13 protein-coding genes are annotated in these 16,296 nt (G+C 42.3%); 3 read left to right on the forward strand and 10 right to left on the reverse strand.

Translation table 11 applies throughout. The features are described 5' to 3' along the window. Positions 1-83: 83 nt before the first annotated feature. From M0221_RS09095 to M0221_RS09120, 6 genes are all read right to left on the reverse strand, one after another. Positions 84-809: a DUF3726 domain-containing protein gene (locus M0221_RS09095; RefSeq protein WP_483283624.1), complete on the reverse strand. Its 726-nt coding sequence runs from the start codon at positions 807-809 to the stop codon at positions 84-86. After that, positions 793-2,523: a hypothetical protein gene (locus tag M0221_RS09100; protein ID WP_011514132.1), complete on the reverse strand. Its 1,731-nt coding sequence runs from the start codon at positions 2,521-2,523 to the stop codon at positions 793-795. The genes M0221_RS09095 and M0221_RS09100 overlap by 17 nt, the downstream gene beginning before the upstream one ends. A 102-nt stretch (positions 2,524-2,625) precedes the next feature. Continuing rightward, positions 2,626-4,311, reverse strand: coding sequence for a BCCT family transporter (locus M0221_RS09105; RefSeq protein ID WP_483283625.1), 1,686 nt, complete (start codon positions 4,309-4,311; stop codon positions 2,626-2,628). 149 nt (positions 4,312-4,460) lie between these two features. Then, positions 4,461-5,450 carry a membrane dipeptidase gene (locus tag M0221_RS09110; protein WP_263241763.1) on the reverse strand — a complete coding sequence of 330 codons (990 nt, stop codon included), beginning with the start codon at positions 5,448-5,450 and terminating at the stop codon, positions 4,461-4,463. A 92-nt stretch (positions 5,451-5,542) separates the two neighbouring features. Next, positions 5,543-7,018 carry an aldehyde dehydrogenase family protein gene (locus tag M0221_RS09115; RefSeq protein ID WP_483283626.1) on the reverse strand — a complete coding sequence of 492 codons (1,476 nt, stop codon included), beginning with the start codon at positions 7,016-7,018 and terminating at the stop codon, positions 5,543-5,545. A gap of 71 nt (positions 7,019-7,089) precedes the next feature. Next, positions 7,090-7,479 (reverse strand): RidA family protein, encoded by a 390-nt coding sequence (locus M0221_RS09120; protein ID WP_011514136.1) that lies wholly within the window; start codon positions 7,477-7,479, stop codon positions 7,090-7,092. Between the two features lie 170 nt (positions 7,480-7,649). On the opposite strand from M0221_RS09120, the gene M0221_RS09125 reads away from it, so the two are divergent. Next, the gene (locus tag M0221_RS09125) at positions 7,650-8,540 is read left to right on the forward strand and encodes a LysR family transcriptional regulator (protein WP_483283627.1); all 891 of its coding nucleotides are present in this window, start codon (positions 7,650-7,652) and stop codon (positions 8,538-8,540) included. 552 nt (positions 8,541-9,092) lie between these two features. On the opposite strand, the gene M0221_RS09130 is transcribed toward M0221_RS09125, so the two are convergent. Both M0221_RS09130 and M0221_RS09135 read right to left on the reverse strand, forming a co-directional pair. Beyond that, complete coding sequence (locus tag M0221_RS09130; protein WP_011514138.1) at positions 9,093-9,371, reverse strand: peptidylprolyl isomerase; 279 nt, start codon at positions 9,369-9,371, stop codon at positions 9,093-9,095. Positions 9,372-9,772: 401 nt separating this feature from the next. Further along, positions 9,773-10,186, reverse strand: a complete 414-nt coding sequence (locus M0221_RS09135) for an organic hydroperoxide resistance protein (protein ID WP_483283628.1) — start codon at positions 10,184-10,186, stop codon at positions 9,773-9,775. Between the two features lie 172 nt (positions 10,187-10,358). Here M0221_RS09135 and M0221_RS09140 point away from each other — a divergent pair, with 172 nt between their 5' ends. After that, complete coding sequence (locus tag M0221_RS09140) at positions 10,359-11,213, forward strand: AraC family transcriptional regulator (protein WP_483283629.1); 855 nt, start codon at positions 10,359-10,361, stop codon at positions 11,211-11,213. A 250-nt stretch (positions 11,214-11,463) separates the two neighbouring features. Here M0221_RS09140 and truC read toward each other — a convergent pair whose 3' ends face one another. After that, positions 11,464-12,234, reverse strand: a complete 771-nt coding sequence (gene truC / locus M0221_RS09145; RefSeq protein WP_483283630.1) for a tRNA pseudouridine(65) synthase TruC — start codon at positions 12,232-12,234, stop codon at positions 11,464-11,466. 399 nt (positions 12,235-12,633) lie between these two features. On the opposite strand from truC, the gene ppc reads away from it, so the two are divergent. Continuing rightward, a complete protein-coding gene (gene ppc / locus M0221_RS09150) occupies positions 12,634-15,414 on the forward strand; it encodes a phosphoenolpyruvate carboxylase (RefSeq protein WP_483283631.1) in 2,781 nt (926 codons plus the stop codon). 121 nt (positions 15,415-15,535) lie between these two features. Here the strand turns inward: ppc and M0221_RS09155 are convergent, their stop codons facing one another. Next, positions 15,536-16,261 carry a GntR family transcriptional regulator gene (locus M0221_RS09155; protein WP_133105025.1) on the reverse strand — a complete coding sequence of 242 codons (726 nt, stop codon included), beginning with the start codon at positions 16,259-16,261 and terminating at the stop codon, positions 15,536-15,538. Between the last annotated feature and the right edge of the window lie 35 nt (positions 16,262-16,296).

Raw genomic sequence — 16,296 nt, forward strand, 5'->3', positions numbered from 1 at the left:
AGTTAGGAGCTATTTTTCATTGTGTTACAGATTATAATTTCATCTATGGTCGTTTGAGCAGCAATGAATGCTTGCTCTATAGCCTATATACCTCCTGCCCCCTTACTTGAAGCCTCACTGTTTTCGACCAATATTGCTGCAGCGCTTTTTTTCAGAGTTGCCCACTGCCCATCATCAACATAAATACCTTCTTTCCATGCCCTTTGATGGGTTTTATACAACTCATCTGTTGATAGTTTACGATCAAAACACTTAATATCCTGTTCAATATCAAAGTTGGCCGTTGATAGCTCAATGACCATGTCATTGGTATTATAATTTGCCTGCGCTTCATTAAAAAAATACAGATCAGGATAGACAAATCTTTTATCTAAAGTAAATATCGTATGCTTGGGTGCGCTACCATTGTCCCACTTCGCCAAACAAGCAATGCCTTTTGCCGCCAATTTTGCAAGCTCACTATAAGCCAGCCAGCGGTTATGACAATTCTGTAAATATACTTTAAAATGATTTCGACTGCCCATCTTTTCAATCACATAATCCATTACTGCCGGTAAATGACAGACCAAACTGCTCCCATGCAAATCTAATCTGACTTCACCCTCGCCTTGATAGATGATATCAATCGCAACATCACGTTCAGACAAAATAAAAGGACTGGCATTATTAAAATGCAAAATACCGTTTAGACCTGCCATTTGCAGCTCAGCTACCATGGAAGCAATAAGGTCAGCTTCGCCTACTTCACGTTGCATACCCAGAAAAGCTTTATTCACCATGGTCACTATTTCGTTATGCGATACGATCATGGGTTAACCCTCTTTTCGGTACAGATAAATTTGGTAACAAAGGAAACAGCCACTCATCGCTGTGTACTTCAGCAAACAAAGGCGCACCTTGGAATAGCGTGACACGCACCCAGCGATCTGATCTTGGATCGAACTTAGTCGCGCCAAACATAGACAATTTACAGCGTAACAAATGCATTGGTAATGCCGTTTTTTGCAGCACATTAATCTGAATATCGCCCATCTTTTTATGTCCCATTGTCCAGACGCGCCGAGCAATAGAACGATACTTTGGTTGCTTTAAGATAAATTCTGATAACAGTTGCTGTGGATCCGCTTGTTGTAATGCCAGATATAAAGTGTTCGCCTGCCTACCAATATCTAACAGGAATTCCTTATCATCGCCACGCTCTTGTCCACGCACACCCATTCTTGGCTCTTCTTTATCTTCTGAGCGATACCAGAACCAATAGACATTATCTTCTGCCTCAAAATCAATACTTATCGCCCATTGATAACGCGCTTCTAATACGTCAATCAAATCTTGTACGACTTTGCCACCGGGCAGCGACATGGTTTCATCAGCATTGGCTTGCCCTGCAAACGCATCAACAAGCTCAGGATACAGCTCCATCAGACAAGAGGTAATGACCTCTTGGCTCTCAAAACTAAGGTACGCCTGACGCTGTAAAAAATCAGCCCACGTAACACATCCTTCAATCTCGCTCGTAAAGTTGTTTTGTAGCTTATTCAGCTCATCAACGACGGTACTATTCAGTAGAATTTGCGGCTCATTGATAGTGACCACTTCAGAGAAATGCTGGATAGCGCGCTTCATTAAATGTGAAAGCTGCTGGATTTTATTATTACGATCATCTTCAATATCACAGACCAACACCGCTTGTAGCGCGCCTTCACGCGCACTCAGCCATTGATCAACGACACAAGGATGATTAATGAGATAAGGCGCCATGCCAAGACCAGTCGCATTACCTATGCCCAGATACTGCTTAATCTCAGGATGCAAGCTGACCGCTTTATCACCGCCCTTTTTCTGAGCCAAGTAATCGACCCAGTCAAGGCTAAATTCTCGAATGAGATACACCGCACACATCTGGGCACGAAAAGATTGATTAAAATCCTCGCTGTGATCTAGCGGTTTAAAGTCATAAATACCAAATTTGCCATTGCCATAAACTGCCGTGGTACGCAGTATATAACCCACTTGCGCAAGTACGTCCAAATCAGGCTGCTGACCTTCAGCAAGTGAGCTGACAATATGATCAAAAACCCGAACGCTTTTATTGGCACGTGCCAGCACCATCACCATGTTGGAGTTACGACCCGCTTCTTGTAATGGCACATTGGCTTTTAGGTTTGCAAGTAGCTCGTCTCCTATCTCTCCATAAACGAGGGCAAAGGTGACATCCCATTTTTGCGCAATGACACGATCATTACGTTCTTCATCAGCAATCTGATTGCAAAACACCACCAGATGATAAACGTGCTCAGGGGTTTGTAAACGATAAATGACCTGTCCATAGCCGTCATTATCTAAATCCCACAGATGCTTGCTTAATGTCCAATGCTCTTTGTCGATTTTGCGCAATAACGTACGGACGAAGCTAATACGCGTTTGGTGCATAGCGCCGAGTCGTTCAGAATGCATCACCACATCGGGTGTACGGAAGCTGACTGCATCTAGCCTATCGTTGTTTGGCAAAGTATGTTCCATATAACTATCACCTTCAATAATGTGTTGAACCAACCACCTTTTAATACTGTAGATTTGCAGTTTTTATGAGCAAATAAACTATCAGCGATAACAAAGCGCTATCTAATCAACTTCTTTACCAATACTTTTTTCGACAAGCTGCTCTTCGATGAGTTGATGAGCAGTTTCCACGCTATTAGGGCGATAAAGATCTTGATCCCTTGCCATCTGCTGCGCAATTTTTGGTCCATTCCATAATGATGGCAGCAAAACAAAGGAGACAGGCACCGCCGTAATGACAATAAAGGATTGCAACGCTGTCACGCCGCCTGCACCAAGCGAGATAAGAACAATCGCCGTCACCCCCATCATCACGCCCCAAAAGGTGCGAATGATAGCATTTGGCTCTCTCTCACCACTGATCACGACACTGATGGTATAGGTCATCGAATCACCAGTAGTAACAATGAAAACCATGGTTAGAATGATAAACAATAAGGAAGTAATCAAAGGAAATGGCAGCTGCTGAGTGATGGCAAGCAGTGCTCCAGGAAGATTAAAGCCTTCAAATGCTGTACTCACACTACCAGGATTGGCAATCTCAAACGCAAGACCCGAACCGCCGATGACCGTGAACCAAAAGCAGGTAACCAATGGCGCCAAAATGCACACGGTCGTAATCAATTCACGAATCGTGCGACCGCGTGAGATACGAGCGATAAATATTGCCATCATCGGGCCATAACCCAAAAACCAGCCCCAAAAGAAAACCGTCCAACCACCAAGCCAAGCTTCATCACCGCGATAGGTTGCCATCGGGATAAAGTTTTGCACCATGGTGCCAACACCTTGAATATACCCATTAACAATAAATTTGGTAGGACCAAACATCAAAATAAAGACCATCAGACCAAAGGCCAATATGACATTAAAGCGACTGAGCAGCTGCATACCTCGAGCAAGACCACTAATGGCTGAGAGCGTATAAAGTGCAATAGCAAAGATGATAATGATAAGTTGGGTAGTAAAGGTATCAGGAATACCAAACAGCGTATTCAACGCATAGCTGGTTTGTAATCCCAAAAATCCAATAGGACCGATCGTACCGGCAGCAACCGCGACAATACAGCAAGCGTCGATAATTGCGCCCGTATGACCTGTAAGCACGCGCTCACCAAACATAGGGTATAAAAGCGTACGCGGTTTCAGCGGCAAGCCTTTATCATAATGTAGATGCATCACCACAATAGCCGTCAAGCTACCGACAATTGACCAAGCTAGAAATCCCCAATGCATAAAGGACTGAGATAGCGCATTGAAAGCGCGTTGTTGGATATCAGCAGATTCGCCATAAAGTGGCGGTGCGCTAACGAAATGAGCGATAGGTTCAGCGGCTGCCCAAAAGACGCCGCCGCCAGCGAGCAGCGTACAGAATAAAATCGCCATCCATTTAAAACCGTCCATCTCAGGCTTCGCTAGATTACCTAAAATGACGCGTCCCGTGCGACCTGCGCCGACTGCTAGTGCAATCACAAAGGTCGCTAACAATAATATTTGCCAAAAAGGACCAAAGACCGTTGCCGACCAAGAAAATCCGATATTGATTAATTTTGCCAAGCGCTCTTCGGCAAAGATGGCCATGAGAACAAAGGCAATAATAAAGCCGCCACTGTACCAAAATGCTGGGTTTTTTAGCCCTAAAGTATCTGATGGAGTCTCTACATGCATTACATTATCCGCTATCTTATCGGTTTCGTGAGAGCGTCCTTGCTCATGTCGCTTACTGTTAAATCCTTTTAAATCAGCCATGATGTAATTCCATATGATAATGTTGCGTCATTTAAATTGGCGTTTTATCTAAACCGTCTTACCCATCTATACTTTAATGCTTGTGACTTTCATGCTCGTGAATTTGAGTTTTAGCCAGCATTTTAGAAAGCTACATCTGTGCCTAGCATTTATACTAAAGGCTTAATGCCACTTTCAAGAAAATTAAACCAGTTTTGTCCAATGATTTTTCCAGCATCAGCATCATTAAAGCCATGTTTGAGCAGACCGTTATAAATATTCTCCATCCCATCCTTGCCTGCAAACCATGGCAAAGTATCCGGCCAACCTGAATTGTTGGCATTGCCTTCGCCATAATCCATTGCCTTTGACCAGCGTCCATTGCGCATCCATTCAAGTACCGCTTGCGGTTGATTTAGGCACAAATCACTGCCTATCGCTAAATGATCAACCCCATATTTATCAGCACAATCAGCAACCATGCTGCAAAAATCATTGAGCGTACAATCACTGCCATTCGGCAAATGAAACGGATATAGGCTAAAACCTAACAGCCCGCCTGCTTTGGTTAAGGCACTAATAACGGTATCAGATTTATTACGCAACGCATCGTGTGCAGCCGTTGGATTGGCATGACTGATACATATCGGGCGCGTAGAATGCTCGATCGCTTCAAGCGTTGAACGCTCTGCGCTATGCGACATATCAATAATCATCCCAACTCGATTCATCTCTGCTATCGCCTGCTGGCCAAAGCGCGTAATGCCACTATCATTCTTCTCATAACAACCGGTTGCTAGTAGGCTTTGGTTATTATACGTCAGCTGCATGATCAGTAGTCCTAAGCGGCGCATCACGCTGATAAGACCAATTTCATCATCAATCGGTGAACAATTTTGCGCGCCAAAAAGGATACCGACTTTACCTTGCTGCTTTGCCATCGCAATATCAGTGACTGAATACACCGGCAAGATAAGATCTGAGTTTTGCTCAAAGCGTGCATGCCATTCTGCAAAGCGTGTCATTGTCTGCCGCGAATCCTCGTGATAAACCAAGGTGGCATGTACCGCATTGATACCGCTGGCTTGCAGCATTTTGAAATAGTCACGATCCCAATGGCTATACTGTAAGCCGTCAATGACGATATGGTCTTGATACATGGTTAATTCCTTTTATACTTTTACGAATGCATTGTGGCAGGAGAATCTTTACCAGCCACACATCACTATTAGCACCTGTCATTAACTGACTCTTAATAAGCCTTTTGATAAGCCGTTTTAACAATAGTATAAAACTCTTTAGCGTACTGACCTTGTTCACGCGGGCCAAAGCTAGACTCTTTACGACCACCAAACGGTACATGATAGTCCGTACCAGCAGTGGCTAGATTGACCATGACGCAACCTGCTTGTACTTGCTCTTTGAACATCGCACTATTACGCAAGCTTTGGGTAATGATACCGCCGGTTAGACCAAAGCGAGTATCATTAGTCATCGCAATCGCTTCTTCCAAATTTTTGACGCGCATGACACAAGCTAGGGGCGCAAACACCTCTTCTTGATTGATATCCCAGCTGTTATCAGTCTCAGTAAACAAGGTAGGCGACATATAATAGCCATCATGCGGCATTGATAGGCGCTCACCACCAAAGGCTAAATTGGCACCGGCTTGCTTGGCCTTTTCAATCCAGTCTAGGTTGGATGCAAGTTGCTTATCATCAACCACAGGACCCATAAAGATACCGTCATCAAGCGCATGACCAACTTTTAGGGTTTTCATTTTTGCAATGACACCATCGACGAAAGCATCATGAATGCCATCCATGACGATCAAGCGTGAAGATGCCGTACATTTTTGTCCTGAACCCCCAAACGCACCAGCAACCGCCGCATCAATCGCGACTTGTAAATCGGCATCATCAGCGATAACCAAGGCATTCTTACTACCCATCTCAAGCTGGCAACGGACAAAGTTTGGCGCGGTTGCCGCAGCAACTTTACGACCGGTTGGCACAGAACCTGTGAAGCTAACTGCATCAATATCTTTTGAATTAATGAGTGCATCGCCAACTGATGAGCCGCCACCCAATACCAAGTTGAATGTGCCTTCAGGCAACCCTTGACGATGAATGATTTCAGCTAAGGCGACCGCACTGGCTGGTGTTAAATTGGCAGGCTTCCAAATGACACTATTGCCAAATGCTAAAGCTGGGGCTATTTTCCACACAGCAGTTGCGGTTGGGAAGTTCCAAGGAGAGATAATAGCGACGACACCGACTGCTTCACGAGTGACTTCTACTTTAACCCCTGGACGTACTGAATCCGCAGTATCGCCCATTTGACGCAACACCTCAGCGGCATAATAATGGAAGAACTGACCTGCACGATAAATCTCACCGCGACCTTCCGCAAATGGCTTGCCTTCTTCACGTGACAACAAAGTACCTAATTCATCGCAACGGGCAATCATCTCATCGCCAATTGCCTGCAGAATAGATTGCTTCTTCTCTAACGGCGTTGCCTCCCACTTTGGCTGCGCTTGGCGGGCAGCAGCAATAGCGTCCTTGACTTGATCGCTACTGGCTTGGGCGAACTCGCCGATAGTTTCGGTGATATCAGATGGGTTAATATTAGCAATGGTATCGCTACCCGCTTGCCATTCACCATTGATATAAAGTGATTGCTGTGGGTCTTGCTGTAATACTTTTTGTGTGTTTTGAGCTGACATAGTGGCGTCCTCAGTTTATTAAAATTCAAGTGATAAAATGATTTAAAGAGCTGTATAAATATAGTGAAAAACTATGGTACGTTCGCGTATACGACTAGCTCAACCAACATCTCTTCACGAGCAAGTCCTGCTATCACTAAAGCCGCGCGATTTGGATAGGGTGCTGTAAAATATTCTGCATAGACTTGATTGACCGTTTTTAGATATTCACGATCAGTAACATAAATGAGTACCTGTAACACTGAGTCCATGCCTACATTGGCACATTCTAAAGTATGCTTTAAATTATCAAGGGTTTGCCGAGTTTGGGCTTCGATACCACCTGCGACCACATCACCGTTTTCATCAATAGGAATCTGCGCGGTGTATAATGTGCCATTACTCGTGACTGCCCATTCAAGAGGTGCTTTTGAGGCATAAAGTGAAGTCTGAACCGCTTGTTTGGTTGAGGGAGTCGTCATATCGTCATATCCTTTGAATGAATGGTTTAGCAATTTCTGTGTTATTGATTATCCTACGCAATAAATAATGACAAATCTAACTAATTAAATATTAAATATGATAGATTTAATCTATCGCTATAATAAATAGTACCTGATCAACAGCAGCAAGCACAAAGGCACTAACGATTATGAAACTACAACAGTTACGACATTTTTTGTTTGTGGTAGAAGAAGGGGGTTTTCGTGTGGCAGCTAACCGCGCCAATAGAACACAGGCCGCATTATCCGCCTCTATAAAAGAGCTGGAAAAAACACTGGAGCAGCGTTTATTCGAAAGTGGCAATAAAGCAACACTGACACCGTTTGGAGAAAGTTGTTTGCCAAAGATTCAGCAGTTCATCAGTGTTTATCAAGCGTTTGAAGAGGACTTAAGAGCGACCGCAGCAGGCGATAAAGGGAAGATAAGAATTGCTAGCGTACCATCACTGGTGACTAAGCTACTGCCTAGTGTATTGGTCGCCTATTCAAAGAAATATCCTGATATTGAAATTGTTTTGATAGATGATAACGCGGTTGGCGTTGCAAACCGGCTGCTCACGGGCGAAGTAGATTTGGCGTTAGGTAACTGTACGAGTATCAATCAAACAGATATTGATTTTACCCCACTTATATCAGACCCTATCGGTGTGGTTTGTCTTAAAAGTAATGCGCTGAATCATGAATCACGTCACTCTCAAGGGCTAAAATGGCAACAACTCATGGCAGAGCCTTTTATTTATAATGGCACCTGTCGATTACTCGAGAACACACCCGCAGAAGTGCTCAACCGCAAAGCTCGCTACACAGTAGAAAATATCACCTCACTGTTCTCATTGTTAAGAAACGATCTTGGTATCACCACCCTACCAAAACTCGCCTTTCCTTCCAATGAACCCAAGCTGGTTTGGATAAACTTACTTGACCCTTCTTTAAACAGACAAATCGGCATCTTTAAACTGGCTGACAAATCTATTTCCCCGCCCGCTCAAGCGTTTTATGAGCTATGTGTGACCTATGTCCAAGAGCACTATCTATTGTGATGCATCCAACAATAAAATCACTGATTGCGGTATTATTGTCTTAATTAGGGAGTAGTGACAGACTGAATGAGTCATCACAGACGAAGACTTATCATGAAAGTAACGTCTAAAGATAGAGTGAACTCATTGATACCAGCGATACGTTATAGCGCTAGTTGTAACTAGCCCGAAGTGTGGCTGTAGCGCAGTGTCAACTTGTGATAAATGTGATAGGTGATCGAAATACTATGAATATGGTAAAAAGTAAATAGCGTTATCACTTTTAAACCTTATAATGCATAGCCATGTACAATATCGATGACACATAAAAAACAGCCTATAGAATCGATTCTGTAGGCTAATAAAATCAATACATATAAGATATTGTCGTATTATGATATTTGGTTAATCTACCTTGAACGATATAGGGTATTATCAGCAGTTCGAGTCTGCTTATGCCTATCAAACATTAAGAAAGCCCCAGTCTAAAGACTGAGGCTTTTTTTATTAGGGCAATATGGGATGTACCGGAAAATACTAGATTGATATCAATCAAAGCTTCGACTCTAACTCTTACGTTCTGTAAAGCACTTTAACCACATGCCAGCCAAATTTGGTTTTCACTAAGTGTGGAGTGAGGAGTTCGCCGCTGAAGCAAATTTTATCAAATGGCGGTACCATATCGCCTTGTTTAAACTCACCTAAGCTGCCGCCTTTTTTAGCTGAGGGGCAAGTTGAGTATTTCTTAGCCAACACATCAAACATGTTGCCTTTTTTAAGCTTGGCAAGGATATCTTCAGCTTGTTCTTTGTCTTTTACTAAAATGTGTAATGCGCTAGCTGTACGAGCCATAAGGTAAACCCTTTATAAAATATCGATTATCGGAGCATTATATCATTACTTACCTTAGTTGCTAACTTTACTGGTCTGCGCTACTTCATCAAAAGTCATTATCTGCCTTTTGAGTGTCAGTACCATATATCTAGCAGACGCCCATAAACAGTTTAATCTGAGCTAAAAGTAATTGGCAGCTTATGTACCCAGTGCTTATACAGTCGATTTATTAATCGCTGCTAGCCATTGTAACTTAGTCAGTGGAAGACAATAAACTGGAGCTTGTGTAAGAATTTTAGTATTTATATTGCTTAGTACCATAAAAAATTGCTTGGCTACTCTAGGTAGCCAAGCAATTTTAAATTTTATTATTGTTGTATGATTTTTTATAGTTATTGGCTTTTAATAACAAACGCTATCTAAACAACCGTAACATGCAAGCGCACATCAACATTGCCACGAGTGGCATTAGAGTATGGGCAAACTTGATGAGCGGTCTCGATTAGAGTTTGTGCTTGCGATTCATCAATACCAGATACTTCGACAGACAGCTCTATATCTAAGTTATAGCTATGATCAGCTTTCATACCAATACCAACTTGAGCAGATGTTTTCGAAGCGGTTACCGGTAGTTTCATTTGTTGTGCAGTCATATTTAGCGCACTATCAAAACACGCAGCGTAACCCATCGCAAACAGCTGCTCTGGATTCACCCCCTCTTTATCTTTTTCCTGAAATGATACCAAATCAAAACCGAGCGAACCATCATCAAGACCTGTATGTCCAGAACGACCACCAGTTGCTGTAGCACGAGTTTTATAAAATATTTTCATTATGCGTTCCTTATTTAGATTTATTGAATATGATTGAAATCAGACTTGATGCGTCGTGATAGGATTATTATAGATGCGCAACCAACAATTCGTTAGAACAGTCCTACGAAACTCTTGCCTAATTATCCAAAAATTTATATTATCAAGCAAACCTAAAAATAAGAAAAACATCATGCAGACAAAAACCATTGAACAATTACTTAGACTATTACCCAAAAATAAAACGATCGAATCTACTATTCCAAGCTTATTTTTCTATTGCGCTGACAGACCAAGTAAAACCGTCAGCTATATTCAAGAGCCTAGCATCTGTATCGTCCTACAAGGCGAGCGCGAGATTTACTTAGGAAAAGATTGCCAAAAATTTGACAATAGCAGCCTGATGTTTTGCCCTGTCGATATTCCTTTAAGTATGCATATTAAGCATGCTTCGTCAGACCATCCTGTCATCGTTTTATCAATGAAATTAAATCTTGTGATGATTCAAGAAGTGCTCGCTAGAATACCGCCTCAACAACAAGTAAAAGAAGGTAATTTGGGAATAAAATGGCAATTAGATGACGCTATAATGCAAGCATTTGAGCGATTGGTAAACTTACTTGATTATCCAAATGATACTGATTTTTTATCTTCTTTAATACAGCAAGAAATTTATTATCGCATGCTCTCGGCACAACAAGGGAATAAGTTGCGACAACTGGTCATCAATGGCAGTCATACTCACCGTATTGCACAAGCAACCGATTGGCTAAAAGCGCATTTAGACGAACCTGTAGTGATTGGAGACTTGGCGAGCAGATGTGGTATGAGTATCTCAGGTTTTCACCAACACTTTAAAGAGATTACACAGTTGAGTCCGCTACAGTATCAAAAAAAATTACGATTAATGGAAGCGAGGCGTCTGATCCTAACCAATGACTTTCAAATATCACAGATTGCCATGCAAGTAGGCTATGAAAGCCCCAGCCAATTTAGCCGAGAATATAAACGATTATTTGGAAACAGTCCAAATAGCGATTTGAGTTAAGAGGTTGAAAAAACTGGTGAAGTTATTACTGCAAATGAGCATTTTTGAAATGGTAATCTTCCAGGTTACTGCCTACGAATTTGACAGCAAATGTCAGTTCAAGTCCTCACTATGAACCTAAACCTGAACCTTCGGTTGCAGCACCCGTATTTTCGGTCTTTATTATTTTAAAACCCGCTAACTACACTAAGACCTGTATATCGACTTCTTTGATATGACTTTTGAAGATAAACCTTAAACTTTAAGCTGGTTAATCTTTGGCACTCTCTATCCAAGCAAACTCTTCCATAATGCGCATCCATTGATCGTCTAATCCTGCTTTTAGTAACAATGGCTCACCAGTGACCGGATGGCTGAGCGCTAAAGTCTGAGCATGCAGTAGCATGCGTGCGCAACCATATTGAGTACGAAAAAATCGATTGTGCCGTCCGTCGCCGTGGCTGGTATCACCCACGATATGATGGAATAAATGTCTCATATGCCGACGCAGTTGATGCTTACGTCCGGTCTCGGGGGTTAAGCGCATTAGACTATAGCGGCTCGTGTCATGCTTTTTTGACACCGCAAATGGCAACTCAATTTGTGCCAAACTTTGCCAATGGGTTACCGCCTCTTGAGCAGGTTTATCTAAATTAGCAAACTTATCGGCAATAGCATCGGGCTGAAAGCTCAACGCATAATCAACGGTGCCTTGTTCTGACATATAGCCACGCACCACAGCTAAATATTGCTTGGTCACTTTGTGTTCAGTAAAAGCCTCCGTAAGGCTGCGCGCCACGGCTGAGCTCTTGGCAAACAACAACACGCCTGACGTAGGCTTGTCTAACCTATGCACCGGAAATACATGGCAACCTACCGCATCACGGGTGAGCTGCATGGCAAAGCGTGTCTCACCTTTATCCAGCCAACTGCGATGCACCAAAAGCCCAGCCTCTTTATTAATCGCCACCAGAAATTCATCTTCATAGATGATTTCTATTTGATTAGCGATTTGATTGGCGGTGTCGCTTTCGATATTCATGTTTTCAGTGCCTATATTTTAGATATCATAATTATATATCTTTTTTAGCAAACGCTACCAATTCACGTATAAAAGGTATTCCAATAATTTTGCCCTATCCTATAATTTTCAATCTCACGCGCTCTTAACCGCCTCGGTATTGCCGCTAACTTAATCCGCTAACTTCTTTAATATGCGAAGTCACCCATGCTACACTTTAGAAGATAGCTTGCCAGCCTTTATCGCCTCATCACTGTGCTGATTCGCTTTTATAAAAGACACTAAGTCTCTGATAAAAGCGAATATTAGTCCTATTCACTGCTCATTACTAAACATTATATTAAGCAGTATTTTTCTTTATACAAAATTACAGATTTGCTGCTTCACTATTTTTTAATTAATTTAAGGAGAAGGTCAAGGATGATAATAGATAATGACATATTACGTGAACGCATCAGCTTATTAGGTTCCTTCCTAGGGGATGCGATTTCTCGCCAGACTGGTGAACAAACGCTGCATACGATTGAAACGCTGCGCAAAGGTTTTATTCAACAGCGCCGTGAGCCTAATGAAGCTCATAAGCAGAAGCTCATCGATTTTATTGCCTCTTTGGACAATCAAGCCTTAAAAAATGTCATCCGCAGCTTCTCTATCTATTTTTTCTTAGCCAATCTAAGTGAAGAAAATTATCTACGTGAAAAGCGCCATGCATTACGTATGCAATCAGAGCAAAGCTGGGAAGGATCGTTTCGCCGTACTTTACTAGAGTGTCGTGAGCGCAATATTGAGCCAGCACAGATGCAAGAGCTCATTGAGCAACTAAAATTCATCCCTGTATTTACCGCGCATCCTACTGAAGCGCGTCGACGTACAACGATGAACTTATTACAAGGTTTATTTACGCATAGCGATGCCTTAAATAACGTTGCACAAAACAGTTTTGCCTACGAGCAAGCCAGAGAAAAAACGGCGCAAACGATTGATCTGCTATGGTCGTCTGATGAAGTGCGGACGCGTAAGCCTTTGGTCTATGACGAGATAAATAATGGTCTGCATTATTTCAATGCCAGTTTATTCAACGCCATTCCTAAGGTTTATCGTAATATTAAAAACGCCATTATTGATATCTATCCTGAGCTAACAGACTACCCATTACCTGCTTTCATAAGCTTTGGCTCTTGGATTGGTGGCGATAGAGATGGCAATCCCTTTGTCACTCATGACACTACAGAAATGGCCGTATTGATGCATGCAGATACTGTATTGCGTCACTATCAAGTGCTGCTCAAGAAACTACGTCGTCAGCTTATTCATAGTGATACGATTGTTACTATCGAACCTGATGTGTATGCCAAGATTGAAAGTTATAGTGAGCTCGACAGACGAGTCTTCGATTACAATCTTGATGATTACGGCAATGAACCTTATCGCAGATTCCTCTCCTTAATCCTGAATAAAGTCAAAGCCACCAATCTTTTAATCCAAAGCAAAGGGAATGATACTGAGGCTAAAAAAGATGCCTACGCCAATCCACAAGAACTATTAGAAGACTTACGCATCATCCGTCAAAGTGTGAATACTCATGATACTGCACATGGCGAAGGCTTATTACTCGATATAATACGTTTGGTAAAGACCTGTGGCTTCCATTTGGCAGCGCTCGATATTCGCCAAGAGTCGTCTTATCATAGCGAAGTGATTGCCGATATTTTTGCCAATGCTTCTAACTTGCCTGACTATCAAAGCCTCAATGAAACCGAGCGCCAAGAATGGTTGACGCGCCTGCTTGAGAAACCAGGCACACCGCTCATTTATACCGATAATTTAACGGATAAAACACGCGAACAATTGGCCTTGATGCACTCAGTAGCGACTTTACGCAAACTGGTTGGGCAAGATACTTTTGGCAGTTATGTGATTTCGATGACCAATAACGCCAGTCAATTATTAGAAGTATTGCTACTCATGCGCTTTGCAGGCTTATGTAGAGTGGATGACGAAGGGCGACTGTCTGCCGACTTGCCAGTAGCACCGTTATTTGAGACGATAGAAGATCTTAAAAACATCGATCAGATCTTACCTGCAGTTTTAGATAATCCGCTGTATCGAGGGTTGTTGCAGCATTCAGATAATACCCAAGAAATCATGCTGGGTTATTCGGACTCTTCAAAAGACGGAGGCATCATTACTTCTGCATGGCAGCTTTATAGCGCGCAGCAGACCATTAACCGTATCGCAGAAGAATATGGCATCAAAACCCGCCTATTTCATGGTCGCGGTGGCTCAGTCAGTCGTGGTGGCGGCTCAACGCATAAAGCGATTGCCGCGCAACCCGCTGGTACACTGCATGGGCAAATCAAAGTGACCGAACAAGGCGAAGTCCTTTATGCCAAATATGCCAACACTGATACCGCTGTATTTGAGCTAACCATGGGCATCACTGGCACGCTTAAAGCTTGCTCCTCAAGATTCGTGGTGCAACCGCCTGAACTGCCACATTATGAAGCGCTCTTTGCGCGTTTAGCAGATGCAGGTGAGCAGCGTTATCGCAAGCTAACGGATCATACTGAAGGGTTTTATCAGTTCTACTCCCAAGCGACGCCAGTGGCAGAAATCTCCTTATTAAATATTGGCTCACGCCCTGCCCATCGTAATAAAGGTCTACCAAGTAAGACGACTTTGCGCGCAATTCCTTGGGTATTTGGTTGGTCTCTGGCACGCTTTACACTGCCCGCTTGGTATGGTGTCGGCAGTGCGTTGCATAGCGTCATCGATGATGAAGCACTGATGAAAGAAATGATTGACTGCTGGCCATTTTTTAACGTGTTTATTAGCAATATTGAAATGGCGTTTACCAAGTCTGATATGAGTATTGCTCATGCTTATAGCCAATTATGTGACGATGAGAGGTTACGTGAACAGATTATGACAGCGGTGACGGATGAGCACGAGCTGACCTATTCAGGTTTAAACTCCTTGCTTAACCAAGAGTCGTTATTAGAACATCAGCAGAATCTTGCCGCTTCTCTTGAATGGCGGAATGCGTATTTAGATCCAACCAACTATATCCAAATTGAGCTATTAAAGCGTGCCAGACAAAAAGACGCTACAAGCGATACCAATCATGGTGACCTCGACGTTGAAGATCCATTAATCCGTAGTATTAATGCTTTGGCAGCGGGTCTACGCAATACAGGGTAATTGATAAAACAGAAAAATATATGCAAAAAAGACAGTACTTTTAGTATTTCCTAAAGGTACTGTCTTTTAATCTGTTTATCTCAAACGGTCACTTAATTATTAATATAGGTTCAATAAACGCCTAAATAATATTGATTTCATAGCTGAACTTCTCTGCCAGCCCATAGGATTCTCTATATTCGATAGGATCGCCTTCTAGATTCTTCGCAATGCGGCATACCTTAACTAAGTTTTCTTGCTTAGTATTGCCCAAATAATCGTCGCTGTGATCGGTTATAAAATACAGCGTCTCTACAGCAGATGACACAAATTGACCACACTTGGTATAGTAAAACGGATAGAGAAGATTCTCGAAATCTTCAGGATTTAAGGTTGCAAAAGCTTGGAAGCGACTCTTAGGTAACCAAATCTTTTCACTTAACAAGACTCTATCTTCAACCATACGCGTACGTTCTATATAAATGAGCGCTTTGTTTTTACCTATATTTAGTTTTTTATTAATGTCATCAATACCGTCTATAACCATGATTTTTTTAATTATGCCTGTCGGTGTGACATAGCGAGCATCTTTATCACGAAACTTAAAAAACCTTAATAGTGAGCTTGCAAAATCTGGACGTTTTAAGAAGGTGCCTTTGCCTTGCTGCTTTATTAACACCCCATCTTCTACCAATTTTTCGACCGCTTTTCGGACGGTTCCTACAGATACTTCATACTTATCTGCAAACTCCTGTTCCGTAGGTAAGGGTGTGTTTTCATCCCATTTACTCTCTGTCAGTAAGGTCTGTATATGCCATCGCACTTGCTCATAACGTGGCATTTTAAATTCTTTGAAATTATTTAGCATTTTTTTCACCACAGTGGAAAGGTTTTTATTAACTG

It is taken from the genome of Psychrobacter sp. ANT206, assembly GCF_056880555.1.